This window comes from Planobispora rosea (assembly GCF_014648175.1).
Lineage (GTDB): Bacteria > Actinomycetota > Actinomycetes > Streptosporangiales > Streptosporangiaceae > Planobispora > Planobispora rosea.
Map to the genome: position 1 here is coordinate 29,857 of NZ_BMQP01000029.1, position 19,013 is coordinate 48,869.

Here is a 19,013-nt window from a genome sequence, read left to right on the forward strand (position 1 = left end):
GAAAGGGCCGTCCGACTCGCCCGCGGCCTCTCCCGGCGGTCCCTCCGGCGGTTCCTCCGGCGGGAAGGGCGGAATCCGCATGCCGAACACGATCCGGCGGACCAAGGGCCCCCGGCGGCCGGGCAGGCTGATCGCCCGGATCCTCGCCGGTCTGATCGTTCTGCTCCTGGTCCTCGCCGTGGCCGGATACTTCACCATCGACGGCCGGCTGCAGCGGATCGACGCCCTCTCCGACTACGAGGGGCGTCCCGCCGACACCCCCGGGACGACCTGGCTGCTGGTCGGCTCCGACAGCCGCGAGGGCCTCACCAAGGCCCAGCGCAGGAAGCTGGCCACCGGGAGCTCCGTCGGCCGCCGCACCGACACGATGATGCTGCTGCACATCCCCGCCGGGGACGGCCGCCCGACCCTGGTCAGCCTGCCGCGCGACTCCTACGTGCCCATCGAGGGACACGGCAGCGACAAGCTCAACGCCGCCTACTCCTTCAAGGACGGCGGTCCCAAGCTGCTGGCCAAGACCGTGGAGCAGGCCACCGGGCTCCGGATCGACAACTACATGGAGATCGGCTTCGGCGGCTTCGTGGGCATCGTGGACGCCATCGGCGGCGTCGAGATCGACGTCAAGCAGAGCATCAAGGATCCCAAGGCCGGGATCAACCTGAAGAAGGGCGTGCAGACGCTCGACGGCGCCGAGGCCCTCGGCTACGTCCGCACCCGCGCCACCGGGAGCATCCCCGACTTCGAGCGGACCCAGCGTCAGCGGCAGTTCTTCTCCGCCGTGGTGAAGAAGGCCGCCAGCCCCGGCGTCCTGCTCAACCCCTTCACGTCCGTCCCGCTCGCGTTCAGCGCCACCGACTCGGTGTCGGTCGGTGAGGAGACCGGAGCCTTCAACCTGCTCTCCCTCGGCCTGGCCATGGGCGACAACCCGGTCACCACGATCGTCCCGTTCAGCGGCTTCGAGAACGTCAACAGCCAGGAGGTCGTCCGCTGGGACCGGGACAAGGCCCTGCGCATGTTCAGGGCCCTGGCCGAGGACAAGCAGGTCCCCAAGGACGTCCTCGGGAAGTAGCCCCCGGAGGAACGCCCCCGGGTCCTCCGGAGGCGCGCCCTCGCCCCTCGCCCCTCGGCCCCTCCGGATCGCCGTGAAGACGCCGGCGTAAGCATCACGTAAGGGCCGGGCACGGCCGCGCGGGCTACCTTCGGACCAGGAGCCTGTCGCGACCCCTCTTCTGCTGCTCACCGGGGGACTTCGCGACAGGCTCCGGGCCCGGAGGAGGAGAATCATGAGGATCAAGGCATTGCTCCGCCACCCCGTCACCTGGGTGGTCCTGGGCGTCGGAGCCGTCGCGCTCGCCGTCGCCCTCTACCTGTTCCAGCCGTGGCGGCTGTTCACCACGGTCGAGGTGAACGAGGCCGCGCCCGTGGCCGCAGGGGCTCCCTCGACGTCCGGGGCGCCCGGCCGGAGCGCGGCGGACGCCCCCAGGGAGTTGGCCACCGGGACGTTCATCTCCCACGAGCACGCCACGTCGGGTACGGCCAGGCTCCTGGAGCTGGCCGACGGCAGCCGGGTGCTCAGGATCGAGGACCTGGACACCTCCGACGGCCCCGACCTGCGGGTCTGGCTGAGCGACCAGCCCGTCAGGAAGGGCAGGGCCGGCTGGTTCAACCTCGACGACGGCAAGCACCTGGAGCTGGGCGAGCTCAAGGGCAACAAGGGGAACGCCAACTACGCCGTCCCCGCCGACGCCGACCTGGACACGCTGAAGGCCGTCACCATCTGGTGCAAGCGGTTCAGCGTCTCCTTCGGCGCCGCGACCCTGGCCTGAACGGCCTGAACGGCCTGAACGGCCGGGCGGGGCCCGCCCCGCCCGTACCCGCCTCCTCCGGATCCGTCCCGCCCGGCGCGGTCAGGAGGCGGCGGCGATCGCACCCCCGGCGGAGGCCGCGTTCATCGAGGCGATGTGCTTGGCCACGGCCTCACCGACCCACACGCCCTTGGTGATCTCCTTGACCCGCTGCTTGTCCAGGCCGGGGAAGGCCTTACGGTCGATCTTGGCGGCACGCAGGACGGCGATCAGCATGGTCGTCCGCTCGTCGGGGCCGGCTCCGTCCAGCACGCTCTGGACGCGCTCGCGGATCTTCTGCTCCACGCTCGCGTCGCGTTCCGGGTAGCGGGAGCTGGGGAAGATTCCCAGGATCTTGCGGTGGTTCTCGCTCAGCACGCCTCGTTCGGCCAGGCCGGCGAGCAGGCGCTTGCGCAGCTTGCCGGACTGGAGTCTGTAGACCCACGACTCGGGCTTGCGCTGCTTGGAGTCCTCCGCGATCCGGGCGAGGACGGCGTCGAGCTCGTCGTTCCCGAGCGGGGTGGCGTCCTTGACCACGACCTTCTTGCCGTCCAGGGCGATCCGGCCGTTGACGGCGAGCTCCGCCAGAAGCGCGCCGCCGAGCGCGGACTCCAGGTGGGCGGAGCTGACCAGCTGCTTGCCCTCGGTCTCCTCGTAGGAGAGGAGGAGCACTTCTTCGGCGATGATCGTCACATTTCGGATCCTATGACGTTATCTCGGGCGAGGACGTTCCTGTGACCGGACGCGGCGTCGCCCCCCGGTGGATGCCCCGGCGTCCCGCCGTACGCGCCCTGCCACAATCCCTGTTTTATGAGCATTTCCGAGGAACTTCATGTCATCGGGCGTCCCCTGCTCGACGCCCAGCTCGCCCACCCGACGGTCATGGGCATCGCCAGGGGCGATCTGGCCGAGCCGGTGTTCCGGTCGTGGCTGGAGCAGGACTACCTGTACCTCCTGGACTACGTCCGGGTGTTCTCCCGGCTCGCCTGGCAGGCGCCCGACGAGCACCTCGGCGACCTGGTGGACCTGGCGCACTCCACCTTCCACGAGGAGCTGAAGCTGCACCGGTCCATGTCGGCGGAGTTCGGCGCCGACCTCGACGGTGCGGTGAAGGGGCCCGCGTGCGCCGCCTACACCTCGTTCCTGCTGGACGCGGCGGCGGACTACGCCGGTGGGCTGGCCGCGCTCTATCCCTGCATGTGGGGCTACTCCATGCTCGGCCGGACCCTGGCGGAGAACCCTCCGGCGGAGCCGCGCTACCGGGCCTGGGTGGACACCTACGCCGATCCCGCCTTCACCGCGCTGACCGAGCGCGTCGCGGCGATGCTCGACGAGGTGGAGATCGCCCCGGAGCGGGCGAAGCAGCTGTTCACCGAGGGGATGGCCCACGAACTGGCCTTCTGGGACGTGCCCTGACCTTCTTCCCGCCGACCTCCCGTCCGGACCGTCACCGGGCCTGTGCCCGTACGGTCACCGGGCCCCCGCACCCATGCGGTCACTGGGCCCACGGCGGCAGGATCGTCTGGCCGCCGAGGGTGGCCTTGATCCCGGCCGAGGTGCAGACGGTGGCGGTGGCCGGCTCGGTCGCGGAGCCGTTGCGGATCGAGAACGGGGTGTGCGGCGGGAGGATCAGCGCGTCGCCCGCCCCGATCGTGTGCTCCACGCCGCCGACCACCCCCACGATCCGTCCCGACAGGGCGATGAACACCTCTTCGCGGTCGACGGTGTGCTCCTTGCCGGACGAGCCCGGTGCCATCTCGATCGACCAGACGGCCAGCTCGGAGGAGCCGCGGGAGGGTACGGCGAGCGAACGGAAGGTGATGCCGTCAAGCTCGAAGACGGGGGCGTCGGCGAGGTTCGCGATGGTCATGCTGTCTCCTAAAATGGTCAACCTGATTGACTACCACCGAAACGGTAAACCGGATTGACTATCTCGTCAACGGCGGGACCGGGAGAGGGAGGAACGACGGATGACGCGCAGGCGAGGCGAGATCCCGTTGCTGCTGGCCATGACGTACCGGGCGATGACCGAGGCGCTCCACGACCGGATCGCCGCCGAGGGACGGGAACCGCTGCGCCCCGCGCACGGGTACACCTTCCGGCTGCTGCTCGACCGTGCCGACGTCACCTCGGTCGATCTCGCCGACCACCTCGGCGTCACCAAGCAGGCCGCCTCCAAGATCGTGGCCGAGCTGGAGGGCTGGGGCTATGTCGAACGCCGCCCGCACCCCACCGACGGCCGTGCCCGGGTTCTGGCCCTGACGGACAAGGGTCACGCCTACGTCCGGCACGCCGACGAGATGTGGGCCGAGATCGAGGATCGGTGGGCGGCGGTGATCGGGGCCCGGCGGCTGGATGACATTCACCATGATCTGCGGGCATATGTGGAGGAAGTCGCAGGCGGACGTGCGGTTTTGCGTCCCGTCTGGTGACGGGCTTGGGACAATGGAGCCATGACTGTTCCCGAAGTCGATGCACACTCCGTACCCGCCGACGCTCTCCTGCTCGATGTGCGGGAGGACGACGAATGGCACGCCGGGCACGCGCCCGAAGCCGTCCACATCCCGCTGGGCGAGCTGCAGACCCGTGTCACCGAGCTGCCCGCGGGCAAGACCGTCTACGTGGTCTGCCGGGTGGGCGGCCGGTCCGCGCACGCCGCGGCCTGGCTGAACGCCGTCGGATACGAGGCGATCAACGTGGGCGGAGGGATGCAGTCCTGGGCCTTCGCGGGCCGTCCCATGGTGAGCGAGACCGGGCAGGAGCCGTTCGTCGCCTAGGGGGGCGCGCCGGATACCCCTGACCGGGCATATGCGACAGAGGGGGTGGATGGCATACTGCTCGGCGAAAGATGCCTACCGCGGGAGCTCGGGCGTGACCGGGCTGAGAGGGCGGAACTACGCAGAGGGCCTGACCGGGCCCTCCGGCGCGCCGCCGACCGCATGAACCTGTCCGGGTAATGCCGGCGTAGGGAGCGTGTGATGACGTCCGACGTCACTGTGTCCGAGCATGACGCGTCCAAGCATGCCGAAGCCCCCCTCACCCTCGACGAGGCTCCGCCGAAGACGCTCGGCGTGCTCGACCAGGGCGCCCTCTGGGCCAACCTCGGCGTCAGCCTGCTCGGGTTCTCCGGCGCGCTGGCGCTTATCGATCCGCTGAAGAACCGGCCCCTGAGCTTCCTGGCCGCGATCGCCGCGGCCGTCGTCGGCAGCGTCATCGGCACCGCGATGGTCGCTCTGGCGGCGATTCCCGGCCAGCGGACCGGTGCCCCGGCGATGGTGCTGCTCCGGGGGCTGTTCGGGGCCAAACTGTCCTACGTCCCGACCGTGCTCAACATCATCCAGATGCTGGGCTGGGGGGCGTTCGAGCTCTGGGTCATCGCCCAAGGCGCCCAGGCCATCGCCGGCTCCTTCGGGGTCGAGGTGCCCTACGCCGTCTGGGTGATCCTCGGCGGTGTGATCACCACCGCGCTGACCATCCGCCCGCTGGGCGCGGTCCGGCTGCTCCGCCGCTACGTCACGGTGGGTGTGATCATCTCGATGGTCTGGTTCGCCGTCGAGCTGTTCAGCCGCGAGCCGTCGGTCAGCACGGGCACATGGGAGGCGTTCGCCCCCTCCGTCGACTACGTGATCGCGCTCTCGGTCTCGTGGGTGCCCGTCGCGGCGGACTTCGCCCGGTTCTCCCGCTCCGGAAGGGCCGCCTTCGCCGGTGTGGTCGGCGGCTACACGATCGCTCAGGTGGCCTGCCTGACGCTGGGCATCGCCGCGCTCGCGCTGGTCGGCAACGACCCGAACAGGGTGTGGGAACCGTTCGTGGCGGCCTCGCTCGGCTGGCTGTTCTTCGGAATCCTGGTGCTGCGCGAGACCGACCAGTCGTTCGTCAACGTCTACTCCACCGCGATGTCCCTGCAGAACCTGCTGCCCCGGCTGGACCGCCGGATCATCTCCGCCGGGACCGGCGTGGTGGTCACCCTGATGGCGATCTTCGTCAATGCCGACACCTACACCGCCTTCCTCGGCCTGATCGGCGCCGTCTTCGTCCCGATGTTCGCCGTCCTGGCGGTGGACTACTTCCTGCTCGGCGGAGCACGTCGCTGGGACACCTCGGAGAACGCGCCCTCCCGCTGGCTCATGGTCGTGCCGTGGGTGCTCGGCTTCGCGACCTGGTGGATGCTCGCCGCGCTGCCGGCCGCCGACGAACTGGGATGGTGGACCGGCTTCTGGACCGACGCCCGTGAACTGACCGGGTTCGTCCCGCAGCCGTGGATGAGCGCGGCCGTCGGCGCGTTCCTCGTCTCCGGCCTGGTCACCTTCGCCGTGGGCGGACTGCGCCGCCGCTGACCGGCGACGGCTCGCGGAGGCTCACGGCGCGATCGGGTTTCCCTGGATCCCCTCGATCCGGAAGAGCCGTTCCTTCGCGGTCGTACCGCCCGCGTAGCCGCCCAGGACGGTCTCGTTCTCCACCACCCGGTGGCAGGGCACGATCACGCACACCGGATTGCCGCCGAGCGCGTTGCCGACCGCCCGCAGCGCCCGCGGCCGGCCGATCCGCTCGGCGATCAGGTGGTAGGTGGTCACCGTCCCGTACGGCACCGCCATCATCATCTGCAGTACGGTCCTGGCGAACGGGGTGGCGAGCTGGAGGTCCACCGGGGTGGTGAACGCGCGGAGCCGGCCGGAGAAGTAGGCGTCCAGTTCCCGGCGGACCGGGTCGAGCCGACGGGGGTCGGCGCCGATGAACGTGCTGACGTTCCTGCTCACGCGCTCGAAGACGAGGTTCTCGTCCTCGTAGCTGCAGGACACCACGCCCCGTCCCGTCACGGCGAGGATCAGCCTGCCCACGGGGCCGTCGTGGGTGCCGAACGCGATGTCGGGATGCCGGTCCCCGACGTAGGTGGGCGAGGTCACCCGTAGCAGTGCGTCGAGATCGCCGGATGACCCGGATGCCATATCCCCACCCTTTCGCGTCCAGGTGTGTGGTGCCCGCAGCGTATCGGACGGACCGGCCTGGAGACCGTCGGCGCATGCAGGACGAAAGTGCCAAGATCAGGCCGATCGAGGCGGCAAGATGGATATGTGCGTGATGACATGATCGCTATAAGTGATGACGTCGTCGGTCGGGCGATCGTGGCCGGCTCCCCCAACGCGGTTGTCGCCCTCGATCACGACCAGGCGGTCCTCGCGTGGAATCCCGCCGCCGAGCGGCTGTTCGGCTGGTCCGCCGAGGAGGCCGTCGGCCGCCGCGTGCCGATGGTCCCCGACGAGCTCACCGCCGAGCACAACGCGGTCCTGGAACGGGTCCGGACGGGGGGCCAGGTCTCGTTGCGCACCAAGAGGTTCCGGCGCGACGGCACGCTGCTCGACGTCCGCATGGACGCCGGGGCGCTCTGCTCGGAGACCGGGGTCCTGCTCGGCTACGTCAACCTGTACCACCTGGCCCAGGACGACGAGACCGCCAGCGACAAGGTCCTGCGCCGGGCGCAGCTCGTCCGCAGGCTGACCGACGTGGTCGCCGACATCAACGCCGAGCTGGAGCTGCCCACGGTGCTCGACCGGATCGCCGCCAGCCTCACCGAGCTGACCGGCGCCGACGCGGGCGGGTTCGTGCTCATCGAGGGGGACCGGCTCCGCCTCATGGCCTGCCACAGGCTCCCCGACGAATTGCGCGGCTCGACCACCGACCTGCGCACCAGTCTGGTGGGCAAGCTCCTGCGGGCCGGCCGGACCGTGATGCTGGAGACCGGTGACCAGGCCCGGCTGGACGAGCTGGTCTGGTCGTGGCTGCCCGGTCTGCACACCATCGCGCTCGGCGTGGCGGCGGTGGGCGGCCGGCCGTACGGCGCGCTCTACGCCCTGTTCGCCAACCGCAAGGCCGGCCACGTCGAGCTGGAGCTGCTCGAACTCCTCGCCGGGCACGCCGGGATCGCCGTCGGCAACGCCATGGCCTACCAGGAGGCCGTACGGCAGCGCGCCCACGAGCGCGCGGTGTTCGACGCCAGCGCCGACGGCATCGCGGTCCTCGACAACATGGGACGCGTCATCCAGTGGAACCCGGCCGCCGCCGAGCTGACCGGCTTCCACGCGGCCGAGGTGATCGGCGAGCCGCCGCCGTTCCCGTTGCCCGCGCCGGGGGACAAGCTCACCTACCAGCTGCCCTCGGGCATCTGGCTGGACGTGCTCCGCGCGGAGATCGAGGAGACCGGCGAGATCGTGATCGACTTCCGCGACGTGACCCGGGCCAAGGAACTGGAGGAGGCCAAGGACCTGTTCCTGGCCACCACCAGTCACGAGCTGCGCACCCCGATCACCGTGGTCCGGGGCTTCGCGGGCATGCTCGACGCCCGTTGGGACGGCCTGTCCGACACCGAGCGCCGGTCCGCCGTGCACACCATCGCCGAGCGGGCGCGCTCCCTCGGCCAGCTCATGGACCACCTGCTGCTGGGCTCGCGCGCCGGAGCCGGAAAGATCGTTCTGACCATCGAGACGTTCGACCTCGGAGAACTGATCAAGACCGCCACGCTGGGCCTGCCGGTCCTGTCGGAGGTTCACCGGGTCGAGGTGAACGTCCCCGACGACCTGCCCAAGGTCCGCGGTGACGCTCTCGCCACCGACATCGTGCTGGGCCAGCTCCTGGAGAACGCGTTCAAGTACTCGCCGGACGGCGGCATGATCAGGGTCGAGGCGTGGCCGGACCGCGACCGGGTCGTCGTGGTCGTCGACGACGAGGGGGTGGGCATCGCCCCGGCCGACCGGGAGCGCGTCTTCGAGCGCTTCGTCCAGGCCGAGAGCGGTGACCGCCGCCGGTTCGGCGGGGTCGGTCTCGGCCTCTACATCGTGCGCAGCCTCGCCCGCGCCCAGGGCGGGGACGTGGCGGCCTATCCGCGGCCGGGCGGCGGCACCCGGATGCGCCTGGAGCTGGGAAGGGCCGACGCGCCGGGCACCCCGGAGCCGTGCCCGGGAGGAGCCGACACGCCAGGCTCCCCTCAGGTCGTGCCTGACACTCCCTAGCCGCTCCGGCGCGTCGGGCCGGTAACGGGCCGGTAACGGCAGAACTGATCTATCGTCCAATGTGCACAAGCTGTGATCGCGTCGCGGTTTCCGCAATCGGGTAACGGGGCATTTCGGTCGTATCTGGGGTGTCTTCTCAGAGCCCGTCGTGGAGCCTGCTCCGTCCGCAGCAGGAAGTGGGTTCCGCAGCAGGCTCGCGAGGGGAACAGGGATACGGGGGGTGAGTCCGTCGAGCGTCGTGTTGTTGCCGTATGCGCCGTCCAGCGTCGCCGTCGCACGCCAATGCCTCAGCGCTGACCTGCACGAATGGGGCGTCTATGAGACAGCGATCGACGACGCCGTGCTGGTGGTGAGCGAGCTGCTGAGCAACGCGCTCCGGCACGCGCACCCGCTGCCGTGCGGGCAGGTCAGAGTGGCATGGCGCTGGACCGATGGGCATGTCGAGGTAGCGGTGAGTGACGGAGGTGCCGCGACCGAGCCACGGGCCGGGCGAGCCCCGCTCTCCTCGTTAGGGGGCCGGGGGCTGGGCATCGTCGAATACCTGGCGGACCGATGGGGCGTCAGGCACGACGGGGAGGTCACCACCGTCTGGGCGGTGGTCACGGCCCTCAACCCGGCGATGAACGGGCATGTCCCCGTTCCCGAGCCCGTCGTGCAGGAGTGCATCTGACGGGCCCGGGGGAACGGTCACTTGGCGGACTTGGAGAACTTCGCCGCGGCGGTCACCGTCAGCACGACCAGGAACGCCACGACCGCCAGCACGAACAGGAACTTGAGCAGTCCGAACAGCGCGGGGAGCACGAGCCCGAACACCACGTAAAGCGCGAGGATGCCGCCGAGGACTGCCATCACGATACGACCCATGCGTCCACCGTACGCCCAAGGTCGGTCCCGGAGGCGTCCGGGCGCATAACGATCGAGTCTTACGGACCGGTGACGCGGGTCCGGCGGCCGGCCGTACCGCGCCTACCGTGGAGGGTATGAGCGCGCGGATTCTGGTGGTCGACGACGACCCGACGGTGGCCGAGGTCGTGGCCCGTTATCTCGAACGCGACGGCCACACCGTCGAATGCGTCGGCGACGGCGCCGAAGCGCTCAGGCGCGCCCTGTCCAACCCCCCCGACCTGCTCGTCCTCGACCTGATGTTGCCCAAGATGGACGGCCTGCAGGTCTGCCGGAAGCTCAGGGAGCGCTGGCCCGTCCCAGTGATCATGCTGACCGCGCTGGGCGAGGAGATCGACCGGGTCGTCGGCCTGGAGACCGGTGCCGACGACTACGTCACCAAGCCGTTCAGCCCTCGCGAGCTGGCCCTGCGGGTGCAGTCGGTGCTGCGGCGGGCGCGCGGCGCCTCGATCCCGGCCGGGACGGGCGTGCTGCGGGACGGCGAGCTGGTGGTCGACGTGGGCGCCCACGAGGTACGGCTCGGCGACGAGGAGATCATGCTGACCGCCCGGGAGTTCGACCTCCTCGCCCACCTGATGCGCAACCCCCGCCAGGCCTTCAGCCGCTCCGCCCTGCTCGACCAGGTGTGGGGCTGGTCCTTCGGCGACTCCTCCACGGTGACCGTCCACGTCCGCCGTCTCCGCGAGAAGATCGAACCCGACCCGACCGTGCCCCGGCGCATCGTCACCGTCTGGGGTGTGGGGTACCGCTACGAACCCCTGGCCGCGACATGATCCCGGAGATCGTGGAGATCGTCGCGGTCACCGCCGGGCTCGGCCTGCTGGTCGCACTGGCCGGCCTGGGCGCGATGCACCTGCTGCGCGAGCGATCGGTCGGGGTGATGCTCGCCGTGGTCGTGGCCGTTCCCGTGGTGGTGACGGTGGCGGGCATGGTGGCCATCACCCTGAAGATGATCATTGAGGGCACGCCCAGGAACATCGTGCTCAGCGTGGTCGCGGTCAGCGGCCTGATCGGCCTGGGCGTGGCGGCGGCACTGGCCCGGCGGGTCCTGGCCGCCAGCCGCAGGCTCGTCGCCGCGGTGCACGAGGTCCCGCCCTCCGGAGAGTTCACGCCTCCCCGCGGTCTCCCCGCCGAACTCGGTACGGTCGCCGCCGCCCTGGAGGAGGCCTATCGGCGCATCCGTCTCGGCCACGAGCGCGAGCGTGCCCTGGAGGGCGCCCGTCGTGAGCTCGTCGCCTGGGTCAGCCACGACCTGCGCACCCCCCTGGCCGGGATGCGCGCGATGGTCGAGGCCCTGGAGGACGGCGTGGTCGCCGATCCGGAGACCGTGGGCCGCTACCACGCCCAGATCCGCCTGGAGGTGGACCGTCTGTCGGCCATGGTCGACGACCTGTTCGAGCTGTCCCGGATCCACGCGGGCGCGCTGCGCCTGTCCCGCCGCCGGACCGGCCTCGGCGACCTGGTCGCCGACGCGCTGGCCGGGGTGGAGCCGCTGGCGCGGGCCAAGGGGGTTCGGCTGGAGGGGGCGGCGGACGAGGCGGTGCCCGTCCAGGCGGACGCCGGAGAGCTCTCCAGGGCCCTGCGCAACCTGGTGGTCAACGCGATCAGGCACACCCCGCAGGACGGCGCGGTCCAGGTCCGCGTGACGGTGGAGGACGGGCACGCGTGCCTGTCGGTGGCCGACTGCTGCGGCGGCATCCCCCCGGAGGACCTGCCACGGGTCTTCGACGTGGCCTTCCGCGGCGAGGCGGCCCGGAGCCCGCGGGCCGACGGCACGGGAGCCGGGCTCGGCCTGGCGATCGCCCGTGGCATCGTGGAGGCCCACGACGGGGACATCGGCGTCGTCAACACAGGCCCCGGCTGCCGCTTCGAGATCCGCCTCCCCCTGTCCCCGTGAACGGCGCGCCGTAGCCCTCGCCCTCCGGCTGGACCGGGATCATCACGCTCACCTGGACGTGCGGGCCCTCTCCGCCGTCTCCGCCGTGCTCCTCGCCGGATCCGCCGCCGTCGTGTGTGACGCAGCGGGAGAACGGCACGTCCCCGTTGTGACTCCCGGCGTGTTCCCGCGGGGTGCCGAAGGTCTCCGACATCGCGCGGAAGGTCGGGCACGGCCAGCGCCACATGCAGCTCCGGCAGCGCAGGATCGGATGGGCGGTGTCGCTGGTGATGCCGCCCGCGTCGCGAGGCTGGTGCAGATCGAGGAGCCGGACACCCAGCGTGGCGAAGTCCAGGAGATCCTCGCGTGCCCCCTCAAGGAAGTCGAGGTCCTCGCCGGTCAGCCGGGTCCGGATCGGGACGACCCCCTCACGGGTCACCAGACCGCGGAGGGAAGCTGTCGCATCCCGCCACGAGGTGGCCCTCCTGGCACGGGTGACGATGGTCTCCAGACGCTCCCGGAGTCGCTGGAGGTCCTCAGGAAGATCGCTTTTCATGAACGTTTTCCGGCCCGTTCCCTCTCGATGTCCAACGCCCGTCCGTGCAGTGGCGGCTGGAGACGGAAGGATCCGGGCCTCCCCCCTTTCCGGCCGAGCCGGTGTTGCACAGCGTCAAGCTTTGCGCACCGAGGGTTCCCGTGAAGGGAGAACGGGGACAAAGGCCGGAAGACCCCAGGTCGGCGAGTGCGGCAGGGCGTGGCGGGCCGATGGCAAGGGGGCGCCGGAGTGGCCCCGGAGCGGTGCCGGAGCGGCGGCGGGGCGGCGGCGGGGCGGGGTGGGGCGTTGTCTGGGACGTCCTGTAACAGGAAAGTAAGGTTCCGTAACAGGCTCTAGGCGAGAGAACGTGACCCGAGGGCTCCGCGCCGCTAGTGTGCCCGCTGTGGAGCTAAAAGTCTCAACTCGATCTCATGGCGGGCAGACCGTCATGGCCGTTGTCGGAGAAATCGACCTATATACCGCGCCTCGCCTGCAAGCCGAGTTCGCTCGGCTGCTCCAGGAGAGCGCCACGACCCGCGTGGTCATCGACATGTCCGGCGTGGAGTTCTGCGACTCCACCGGGATGAACGTGCTGCTGTCCGCGCTCAAGCGACTGCGGGAGCGCGGAGGCGCGCTGGAGGTGGCCGGGCCCAGGCCCGCCGTTCGCAAGATCCTTCAGGTCACCGGCCTCGACTCGGTGTTCACCGTGCACGAGGCGGTGCCCGAGGAACTGCTGACGGCCGAGCCCAAGGCGTGAGCCGTCCCCGCGGCGGGGACGCCGAGAGCGGCCGGTGCGCGAGCGGCGGCCGTCGAGTGGAGCGAGTCGCATGACCGGCACAGCCGTGATCATTCCGGCCAAGGACGAGGCCGACCGGATCGGGACAACCGTTGCGGCGGCCCTGAAGTTGTCCGGTGTGGATCTCGTCGTGGTCGTGGACGACGGCTCCCACGACCGGACCGGCCAGGTGGCCAGGGCCGCGGGAGCCCGTGTCGTACGGCACAGCCACAACCGCGGCAAGGCCGCCGCCATGGAGAGCGGCGCGGAGGTCGTGCACCTGCTCGACACGCCGGGCGAGGAGCCACGCCACCTGCTGTTCCTGGACGCCGACCTGGGGGAGACCGCGCACATGGCCGCGCCCCTGATCGAACCGGTCCGGGCGGGCGAGGCGGACATGACCATCGCGGTCTTCGCCACCCGCGTCAAGCTGGGCGGTCACGGGTTCGTGGTCAGGCTCGCCCGGGAGGGCATCGAGCGCGCCACCGGCTGGACACCGGCCCAGCCGCTGAACGGCCAGCGCTGCCTGACCAGGGCGGCCTTCGAGGCCGCCCGCCCGCTCGCGCGTGGTTTCGGCGTGGAGACGGGCCTGACGATCGACCTGATCCGCAAGGGCTTCCGGGTCCTCGAGGTCGAGGTGGAGATGGCCCACCGTGCCACGGGCACCGACTGGAGGGCTCAGATCCACCGCGCCCGGCAGTTCCGGGACGTCGGCCGCGCCCTCCTGGCCCGCAAAGCACTGCTCCCCTGACACCCCGTCGGCTTGTCGAGGTGCCGCCCCGACCGTCCCCTGACGCCCCGTCGGCCTGTCGAGGTGCCGCCTCCTGCCGCCTCCCGGCTCGCGAAGCACTGCTCCGTGACGCACTCCGCCCCGGGCCGGTTCTCGCGAGGCGGGCCGGTTCTCGCGAGGCGGGCCGGTTCTCGTGAGGCGGGCCGGTTCTCGTGAGGCGTCCCCGGACTGTCATCTCGCGAACGCGGCCAGTGCGACGCCGAGCCCCCGCTGGTTCTGGCCCGCGGCCTTGGCGTCGGTGGAGTTGAGCGAGTAGACCACCGTGCGGGACAGGTCCCGGGTGGCGCCGACGCCGGTGGCGCTGCCGTACCTGGCGCCGGTCTTGCCGTAGGCGACGATTCCGCCGGGCAGTTCGAGCCTGCTCATACCCGAGGTGTAGACGGCGGGCCGGCCGGTTCCGTACTCCTTCACGTCCGGCACGGTGAACATGGGCTCCAACTGCGCCGCGGGGACGATCTCGCCCTTGAACAGGGCGTTGACGAACTTCTCCAGGTCGGCCGTGGTGGAGATCAGATCGCCGGAGGCCCAGGTGGAGGTGACGCTGGTCTCGGTCATGTCCACGACGTGGGCGTCGCCGTACCGGATCGCGCCCGGGAAGCCCTCGGGCACGACCTGATAGGCCCGGTTGTGCGGGCCGCGCACGCGGACGGACCTTCCCGGCAGGTAGCTGTCGCGCATGCCGACCGGACGCAGGATCCTGGCCGTCACCTCGTGCTCGTAGGAGTTGCCCGTGACCTTCTCGATCAGCAGACCCGCCACGAAGGTGTTGACGTTGAGGTAGTGCTGCCAGTCGCCGGGGGTGAACTCGATGGGGTTCGCCACGGCCAGGGCGACGTACTCCTCGGGTGTCCAGGCCTTGAAGCGGGTGGCGTAGACGTCGGCGAAGTCGTTGCTGAGCTTGGGAGAGGGCAGGCCGCTGGTGTGGTTGAGCACCTGGCCGACGGTGACGGCCGGATAGTCGGCCGGGAGAAGTCCGGGGAGATACTCCTGGACCGTGCCGTCCAGCGCGACCCTGCCCTCGGCGACGAGCTGGAGGACGACGGCCGTGGTGAACATCTTCGTCACGCTGCCGGCCCTGAACCGCATCCCCTCTCTGGCGGGGCGCCCGGCCCTCAGGTCCCGGACACCGGCCACACCGTGCCAGGAGCCCGCCGAGCCGCCCACCCGGACCTCCGCGGCGGTGGCGTCGGGTGCGGGCAGATCGGCGATGGCCCTGTTCAGCGCCGCTTCATTGATCGGCGGCACCTGCGTCTGCGCCTGCACCTGTGTCACGGTGTGGTTCCGTGTGGCCGCGACGGCGGTGCCGGTGGTGCCGGCGGTCGTGCCCAGGACAGCGAGGGCGAGAAGGGCGGCGGTGACATGGGTGCGCTTCATGGCGTATCTCCAGGTGCTGGGGCTTTCAGGTGATGTCCCAATCCTGGCGATCAAGCGGTCCCGTCCGGATCGCCGACACCGGCGATCTTTCTCTCCCCCGCGCGAGGGAGTGATTCTGCTCTGCCCCGCCATCCACTGGCGCCCGGCAGCACGGTCTGCACCACGGTGGTGACCCCGGCGAACATGCCGATCGCGCCGAGGCTGTGGACGACCGCCCCGGGCAGCCCGACGGATGTGCTGGAATTTGCGGGTGACAGCGGATGCGGCGGCGGTGGCCGGGAAAAGCACGGCGCGTGGCCCGGGCGACGGACTCGGCGTTTTCGCGCGTGCGGCCCTGGTGTCGTCCGTCGGGCTGACGATCCTGATCGGGCTGCTGGGACCGTCGGCCATGGTGCCGGAGCTGTCCGGCCCGTCATGGCAGCCGCCCTACTCGCTGGGCGCCGCACCGGGCGCCCACCTGGCGATCGCCATGGCGGCCCTCGCGATCCTGCTGGGCGGAGCCGGGCTCGGGGCCGCGCTGCGGTCCCGATGGCGGCCGGATCCGCGGAGGCTGCTGGCGGCGGGGTCGGGCGCGGTCGCGCTCCTGGCCTTCCTGCCGCCTTCCGGTTCGGCCGACCACCTCAACTACGCGGCCTACGGCCGGCTGGTCACCCTGGGCCACGACCCCTACGCCGTCACACCCGCCGAGTTCCCCGGTGACCCGGTCACCGGGGCCGTCGAAGAGTGGGCCGGCGTGACGAGCGTCTACGGCCCGCTGGCCACCGCCGCGCAGGCGCTGGCCAGCCTCGTCGGCGGCGACTCGGTCAGACTGACCGTCTTCGTGATGGCGCTGTTCAACGCCGCCGCGTTCGTCGGGACCGCGCTGCTGATCCACCGCTTCACCGCCGGGGACGAGGGCCTGCAGCGGCGGGCGGCGCTGCTCTGGGCGGCCAACCCGCTGATGATCTATCACCTGGCCGCCGGGATGCACGTGGACACCCTGGCCGTCGCCTGCATGGTCGCGGCCCTGGTCGCGCTGGGGGCCGGGGGGGCCGCAGCCGGGGCGTCGCGGCGGTCGCTGGCCGCCTCCGGGCTGCTGCTGGGAGCCGGGATCGGGGTCAAGCTCAACGCCGGGCTGGTCGCCCTCGGGCCCGCCTGGGCGCTGCGGCGCTCACCCCGCAGGCTCGCCGTCATCGCGGGGACGGCGAGCGCCACGGTGGCGGTCGCCTACGGGCTCGCCGGGCCGCACGTGCTGGACCAGGTGGGCGAGGCGGGCCGGAAGGTCTCCCTGGCCACCCCCTGGCACCTGGTGAAGACCGGACTGCAGTCGCTGTTCGGGCCGGGCGCCTACACGATCTGGATCCAGCTCGGCTCCCTGGCCCTGCTGGTCACCCTGGCCTGGTTGCTGCTGCGGGCCGCCCCGGCACCGGCGGTGGCCGGTGGGGCGGGGGTCCCGGCGCCGGCGGTGGCGGCCGTGGCGGTGGCCTCCTGGCTGCTCGCCGCGCCGTACGCCCTGCCCTGGTACGACGGCCTGGTCTTCGCCCTGCTGGCCCTGGCCTCCTGGCCCGCGCTGGAGGGGTTCATGGTGGCCAGGACGACGATCCTGTCCCTCGGCTATCTGCCCGCCAGGGAGCCGTTCCGCCCCGAGGACCTCGACTGGCTGAAGACCGCCGTCAGGCAACAGGTGGTGCCGTGGTCCCTGCTGGTGCTGACGGCCGCTCTGGCATGGTGGGCGGCGAGAGCTGGAGGGCGCGCACGCAGGCGGCCAGTGTCAGGGGGACCGCGACCGTGAGGGCCATCGCCGGGATCGCGATGCCCGAGTCGTTCATCAGGAACCCGATGAGCGCGCACGTCAGCGCGCCGATCAGCCCGGCGCGCAGCGCCGGGGCGAGCGCGTAGGCCCGGCCCAGCGCGGCGGCGCCCCATCGGGAGGGCCGGTTCAGCACCAGGAACAGGAAGGCCAGCGCGACCAGGGAGAGCAGTGTCAGCGGCCAGTTCCCGACCGTGATCCCGACCATCGCGCCGAACTTGCGGGCGACCACCGTCCACGCCTCGCCGTCCAGCACCTGCTGGACGAACGTGCCCAGGTGGGTACGGCGCTCGGCGGGGCGCAGCCAGTCGGCGACCGCGATCGCGCCGATCAGCACGATTCCGGCCAGCCCGATCAGCCCGAGTTTGACCGCCGAGACCCGGTGCCCGGACAGCAGGATCACGAAGACGGCCGTCCCGGCCAGGAACGCCGGGACCCCGCCGAAGTCCGCCCCCCATGCCGGCCAGCCGTCGGCGAACACCGCGAGCCCGCCGTACAGCGCGCAGACGGCCAGGGCGAGCCCGCGCCGCCCGCGGCCGATCAGCCACTGGGCGATCCCGGCCAGGGCCAGGATCGTCCCGGCGGAGTAGACGGCGAAGGCGATGTTGCCGAAGCCGTAGAAGCGTCCCCCGGTCACCGGTTCGTACCCGGTGACGGCGTTGATCTGGAGCCCTGACCCGGTCATCACGTCGATCAGCAGCGCCAGCGAGGTGATCCCGGCGACCACGGTCAGCGGGCCGAGGACGTGGGCCCGCCACGGCCCGGCGAAGGCCGCCCCGGCGACCGCGCAGGCGATGCCGAGGATGGTCAGGACCACCCCGGCCATCGGGACCGGGAACGTCCACCACGGAACGAGCTGGGCGAGGAAGGTGGCGATCGCGATCGCGCCGCTGATCACGGCGACCACCTGGACGGCGGTCAGGGCCCGGGAACCGCCCCAGCCCCGGCGGATCGCCACGGAGGCCAGCAGGTAGAAGAGGATCTGCACGCTCACGAAAGCCGTGAAGAACGGCCCGCGCACCGTGACCAGAACCTGGCTGGCCAGGTCCTCACCGGCCAGGTCCGCCGCGGTGCGGGAGGCCGGGGCGTCGCCGCCCATGCCGGTCCAGGCGCGGCCGACGGAGCCCTTGGGCGTCTCCAGACCGAGCAGGGTGAACGTGGTGGCGGTCAGGTCGGTGAGGGTGACCAGGCCGTCCTGGCGGGTGGAGGCGGCGGTGAGGAGACCGCGCGGGTACGGCGTGCCGTCGGGGGACGGGCCGCGGGCGATCGCCACGTGCAGGTGGGCGCTGCCGCTGTCGGACAGTCCGGCGAGCAGGAGCGAGGTCTCCGGCGGGAGCCGGTCGAGGACCGCGCCCACCTGCCGGTCGACCGCGGCCACGGCCTCCTGCCTGGCCTGCCTGGTCAGCCGGACGTGTTCGCCGTCCGCGCCGAGCCCGGCCCGGATCCACGCGCGGGCGAGGTCCCCGGCCTCGACGACGACCAGCGTGTACGGCGTCAGGTCGCCGAGCTGCTCCACAGTCTCCGCGTATTTCCCGACTTTTCCTGATCGGTCAGCGGCGCCCAGGATGGCTCCCGGGCCCACGGCCGCGACCTGTCCCCCGGCCGCCGTGACGAGCTGTCCGAGCTGGCCCAGCACCGGCTTGTAGGCCGTACCGGTGGCGTTGAAGGAGACCAGCCCGGCCCAGTCCGGCGCGCTCGCCCCCGCGCCGGAGACCTGCGGGGCCGCGGGCAGGGCGCAGTTCATGCCGGATGTGCCCGCCCGCTGCCCCGCCGAGAAGGTCAGCCACCCCTCCACCGGGCAGGTGAAGCCCCGGCCCTTCGGCGGCGCCGCCCGGGTGGACAGCGACGCCGATCCCCCGCTCTCCACGAGCGTCCACAGGTTCGGCGTCCTCGTCCGGTCCAGGTCGCTCCAGAGCAGCCCCGGAACTCCGACGACCACGACCCGGCCGGTGGGCGCCGTGGCGGAGGCGGCAGCCGTACCCCCTGCGGACAGCAACAGCAGCACGACCGGAGCGAGCAGGAGGGTCAACTTTCGCAGGGAACCGCCGCGTGCTGAGCTCATCCGATCTCCCGTTTCCCTTCCGTCGGCGCCCGTCGCCCGGACGTTGACGGTAGCCTGCCTG

The 19,013-nt window shown here is 71.4% G+C and carries 20 protein-coding genes; 13 read left to right on the forward strand and 7 right to left on the reverse strand.

Features of this window, described 5'->3' with window-relative positions; genetic code table 11:
• The first annotated feature begins 79 nt into the window (after positions 1–79).
• Positions 80–1,069 (forward strand): LCP family protein, encoded by a 990-nt coding sequence (locus tag IEZ08_RS25815; RefSeq protein ID WP_068928274.1) that lies wholly within the window; start codon positions 80–82, stop codon positions 1,067–1,069.
• Positions 1,070–1,283: 214 nt separating this feature from the next.
• Entirely contained in the window at positions 1,284–1,826 is a 543-nt protein-coding gene (locus IEZ08_RS25820; protein ID WP_068920492.1) for a DM13 domain-containing protein, read from the forward strand.
• Between the two features lie 81 nt (positions 1,827–1,907).
• On the opposite strand, the gene IEZ08_RS25825 is transcribed toward IEZ08_RS25820, so the two are convergent.
• Positions 1,908–2,537 (reverse strand): GOLPH3/VPS74 family protein, encoded by a 630-nt coding sequence (locus tag IEZ08_RS25825; protein ID WP_189243149.1) that lies wholly within the window; start codon positions 2,535–2,537, stop codon positions 1,908–1,910.
• A gap of 117 nt (positions 2,538–2,654) precedes the next feature.
• Between IEZ08_RS25825 and IEZ08_RS25830 the strand changes: the two genes are divergently transcribed.
• Positions 2,655–3,260, forward strand: coding sequence for a TenA family protein (locus IEZ08_RS25830; protein WP_068920493.1), 606 nt, complete (start codon positions 2,655–2,657; stop codon positions 3,258–3,260).
• 79 nt (positions 3,261–3,339) lie between these two features.
• Here IEZ08_RS25830 and IEZ08_RS25835 read toward each other — a convergent pair whose 3' ends face one another.
• Entirely contained in the window at positions 3,340–3,714 is a 375-nt protein-coding gene (locus IEZ08_RS25835; RefSeq protein ID WP_068920494.1) for a cupin domain-containing protein, read from the reverse strand.
• 100 nt (positions 3,715–3,814) lie between these two features.
• Between IEZ08_RS25835 and IEZ08_RS25840 the strand changes: the two genes are divergently transcribed.
• The 3 genes from IEZ08_RS25840 (at position 3,815) to IEZ08_RS25850 (ending at position 6,181) form a co-directional block, all read left to right on the forward strand.
• Complete coding sequence (locus IEZ08_RS25840) at positions 3,815–4,276, forward strand: MarR family winged helix-turn-helix transcriptional regulator (RefSeq protein ID WP_068920495.1); 462 nt, start codon at positions 3,815–3,817, stop codon at positions 4,274–4,276.
• A gap of 21 nt (positions 4,277–4,297) precedes the next feature.
• Positions 4,298–4,621 carry a rhodanese-like domain-containing protein gene (locus tag IEZ08_RS25845; RefSeq protein WP_068920496.1) on the forward strand — a complete coding sequence of 108 codons (324 nt, stop codon included), beginning with the start codon at positions 4,298–4,300 and terminating at the stop codon, positions 4,619–4,621.
• 201 nt (positions 4,622–4,822) lie between these two features.
• Positions 4,823–6,181 carry a purine-cytosine permease family protein gene (locus IEZ08_RS25850; protein WP_068920497.1) on the forward strand — a complete coding sequence of 453 codons (1,359 nt, stop codon included), beginning with the start codon at positions 4,823–4,825 and terminating at the stop codon, positions 6,179–6,181.
• A 21-nt stretch (positions 6,182–6,202) separates the two neighbouring features.
• Here the strand turns inward: IEZ08_RS25850 and IEZ08_RS25855 are convergent, their stop codons facing one another.
• Positions 6,203–6,790, reverse strand: a complete 588-nt coding sequence (locus tag IEZ08_RS25855; RefSeq protein ID WP_068920498.1) for a methylated-DNA--[protein]-cysteine S-methyltransferase — start codon at positions 6,788–6,790, stop codon at positions 6,203–6,205.
• A 138-nt stretch (positions 6,791–6,928) separates the two neighbouring features.
• Here IEZ08_RS25855 and IEZ08_RS25860 point away from each other — a divergent pair, with 138 nt between their 5' ends.
• Together IEZ08_RS25860 and IEZ08_RS25865 are read left to right on the forward strand one after the other, a co-directional pair.
• Positions 6,929–8,848 carry a sensor histidine kinase gene (locus IEZ08_RS25860; RefSeq protein WP_189243193.1) on the forward strand — a complete coding sequence of 640 codons (1,920 nt, stop codon included), beginning with the start codon at positions 6,929–6,931 and terminating at the stop codon, positions 8,846–8,848.
• Between the two features lie 220 nt (positions 8,849–9,068).
• Entirely contained in the window at positions 9,069–9,518 is a 450-nt protein-coding gene (locus IEZ08_RS25865; RefSeq protein WP_068920500.1) for an ATP-binding protein, read from the forward strand.
• A gap of 17 nt (positions 9,519–9,535) precedes the next feature.
• Here IEZ08_RS25865 and IEZ08_RS25870 read toward each other — a convergent pair whose 3' ends face one another.
• Entirely contained in the window at positions 9,536–9,712 is a 177-nt protein-coding gene (locus IEZ08_RS25870; RefSeq protein ID WP_176728325.1) for a hypothetical protein, read from the reverse strand.
• A gap of 116 nt (positions 9,713–9,828) precedes the next feature.
• Between IEZ08_RS25870 and IEZ08_RS25875 the strand changes: the two genes are divergently transcribed.
• The gene (locus IEZ08_RS25875; RefSeq protein ID WP_068920501.1) at positions 9,829–10,524 is read left to right on the forward strand and encodes a response regulator transcription factor; all 696 of its coding nucleotides are present in this window, start codon (positions 9,829–9,831) and stop codon (positions 10,522–10,524) included.
• Positions 10,521–11,648, forward strand: coding sequence for a sensor histidine kinase (locus tag IEZ08_RS25880; RefSeq protein ID WP_068920502.1), 1,128 nt, complete (start codon positions 10,521–10,523; stop codon positions 11,646–11,648). Before IEZ08_RS25875 ends, IEZ08_RS25880 begins: the two co-directional genes overlap by 4 nt.
• On the opposite strand, the gene IEZ08_RS39795 is transcribed toward IEZ08_RS25880, so the two are convergent.
• Positions 11,596–12,183 carry a hypothetical protein gene (locus IEZ08_RS39795; protein ID WP_229803493.1) on the reverse strand — a complete coding sequence of 196 codons (588 nt, stop codon included), beginning with the start codon at positions 12,181–12,183 and terminating at the stop codon, positions 11,596–11,598. The genes IEZ08_RS25880 and IEZ08_RS39795 overlap by 53 nt on opposite strands.
• A 382-nt stretch (positions 12,184–12,565) precedes the next feature.
• Between IEZ08_RS39795 and IEZ08_RS25890 the strand changes: the two genes are divergently transcribed.
• Together IEZ08_RS25890 and IEZ08_RS25895 are read left to right on the forward strand one after the other, a co-directional pair.
• Positions 12,566–12,919: an STAS domain-containing protein gene (locus tag IEZ08_RS25890; RefSeq protein ID WP_084779447.1), complete on the forward strand. Its 354-nt coding sequence runs from the start codon at positions 12,566–12,568 to the stop codon at positions 12,917–12,919.
• A 70-nt stretch (positions 12,920–12,989) separates the two neighbouring features.
• Positions 12,990–13,688, forward strand: a complete 699-nt coding sequence (locus IEZ08_RS25895; protein WP_068920504.1) for a glycosyltransferase family 2 protein — start codon at positions 12,990–12,992, stop codon at positions 13,686–13,688.
• 210 nt (positions 13,689–13,898) lie between these two features.
• Here IEZ08_RS25895 and IEZ08_RS25900 read toward each other — a convergent pair whose 3' ends face one another.
• A complete protein-coding gene (locus tag IEZ08_RS25900) occupies positions 13,899–15,101 on the reverse strand; it encodes a serine hydrolase domain-containing protein (protein ID WP_189243150.1) in 1,203 nt (400 codons plus the stop codon).
• 250 nt (positions 15,102–15,351) lie between these two features.
• Between IEZ08_RS25900 and IEZ08_RS25905 the strand changes: the two genes are divergently transcribed.
• Positions 15,352–16,872: an MptA/MptB family glycosyltransferase gene (locus IEZ08_RS25905; RefSeq protein ID WP_229803495.1), complete on the forward strand. Its 1,521-nt coding sequence runs from the start codon at positions 15,352–15,354 to the stop codon at positions 16,870–16,872.
• Here the strand turns inward: IEZ08_RS25905 and IEZ08_RS25910 are convergent.
• Positions 16,754–18,952 carry a hypothetical protein gene (locus IEZ08_RS25910; RefSeq protein WP_189243151.1) on the reverse strand — a complete coding sequence of 733 codons (2,199 nt, stop codon included), beginning with the start codon at positions 18,950–18,952 and terminating at the stop codon, positions 16,754–16,756. The genes IEZ08_RS25905 and IEZ08_RS25910 overlap by 119 nt on opposite strands.
• Positions 18,953–19,013 lie beyond the last annotated feature (61 nt).

What these genes read in the sequence shown, in the direction of transcription:
- IEZ08_RS25815 (WP_068928274.1), top strand. Translation starts at nt 80, where the DNA reads ATGCCGAACACGATCCGGCGGACCAAGGGCCCCCGGCGGCCGGGCAGG.
- IEZ08_RS25820 (WP_068920492.1), top strand. Translation starts at nt 1,284, where the DNA reads ATGAGGATCAAGGCATTGCTCCGCCACCCCGTCACCTGGGTGGTCCTG.
- IEZ08_RS25830 (WP_068920493.1), top strand. Translation starts at nt 2,655, where the DNA reads ATGAGCATTTCCGAGGAACTTCATGTCATCGGGCGTCCCCTGCTCGAC.
- IEZ08_RS25835 (WP_068920494.1), bottom strand. Translation starts at nt 3,714, where the DNA reads ATGACCATCGCGAACCTCGCCGACGCCCCCGTCTTCGAGCTTGACGGC.
- IEZ08_RS25840 (WP_068920495.1), top strand. Translation starts at nt 3,815, where the DNA reads ATGACGCGCAGGCGAGGCGAGATCCCGTTGCTGCTGGCCATGACGTAC.
- IEZ08_RS25845 (WP_068920496.1), top strand. Translation starts at nt 4,298, where the DNA reads ATGACTGTTCCCGAAGTCGATGCACACTCCGTACCCGCCGACGCTCTC.
- IEZ08_RS25850 (WP_068920497.1), top strand. Translation starts at nt 4,823, where the DNA reads ATGACGTCCGACGTCACTGTGTCCGAGCATGACGCGTCCAAGCATGCC.
- IEZ08_RS25855 (WP_068920498.1), bottom strand. Translation starts at nt 6,790, where the DNA reads ATGGCATCCGGGTCATCCGGCGATCTCGACGCACTGCTACGGGTGACC.
- IEZ08_RS25860 (WP_189243193.1), top strand. Translation starts at nt 6,929, where the DNA reads ATGATCGCTATAAGTGATGACGTCGTCGGTCGGGCGATCGTGGCCGGC.
- IEZ08_RS25870 (WP_176728325.1), bottom strand. Translation starts at nt 9,712, where the DNA reads ATGGGTCGTATCGTGATGGCAGTCCTCGGCGGCATCCTCGCGCTTTAC.
- IEZ08_RS25875 (WP_068920501.1), top strand. Translation starts at nt 9,829, where the DNA reads ATGAGCGCGCGGATTCTGGTGGTCGACGACGACCCGACGGTGGCCGAG.
- IEZ08_RS25880 (WP_068920502.1), top strand. Translation starts at nt 10,521, where the DNA reads ATGATCCCGGAGATCGTGGAGATCGTCGCGGTCACCGCCGGGCTCGGC.
- IEZ08_RS39795 (WP_229803493.1), bottom strand. Translation starts at nt 12,183, where the DNA reads ATGAAAAGCGATCTTCCTGAGGACCTCCAGCGACTCCGGGAGCGTCTG.
- IEZ08_RS25895 (WP_068920504.1), top strand. Translation starts at nt 12,990, where the DNA reads ATGACCGGCACAGCCGTGATCATTCCGGCCAAGGACGAGGCCGACCGG.
- IEZ08_RS25900 (WP_189243150.1), bottom strand. Translation starts at nt 15,101, where the DNA reads ATGAAGCGCACCCATGTCACCGCCGCCCTTCTCGCCCTCGCTGTCCTG.
- IEZ08_RS25910 (WP_189243151.1), bottom strand. Translation starts at nt 18,952, where the DNA reads ATGAGCTCAGCACGCGGCGGTTCCCTGCGAAAGTTGACCCTCCTGCTC.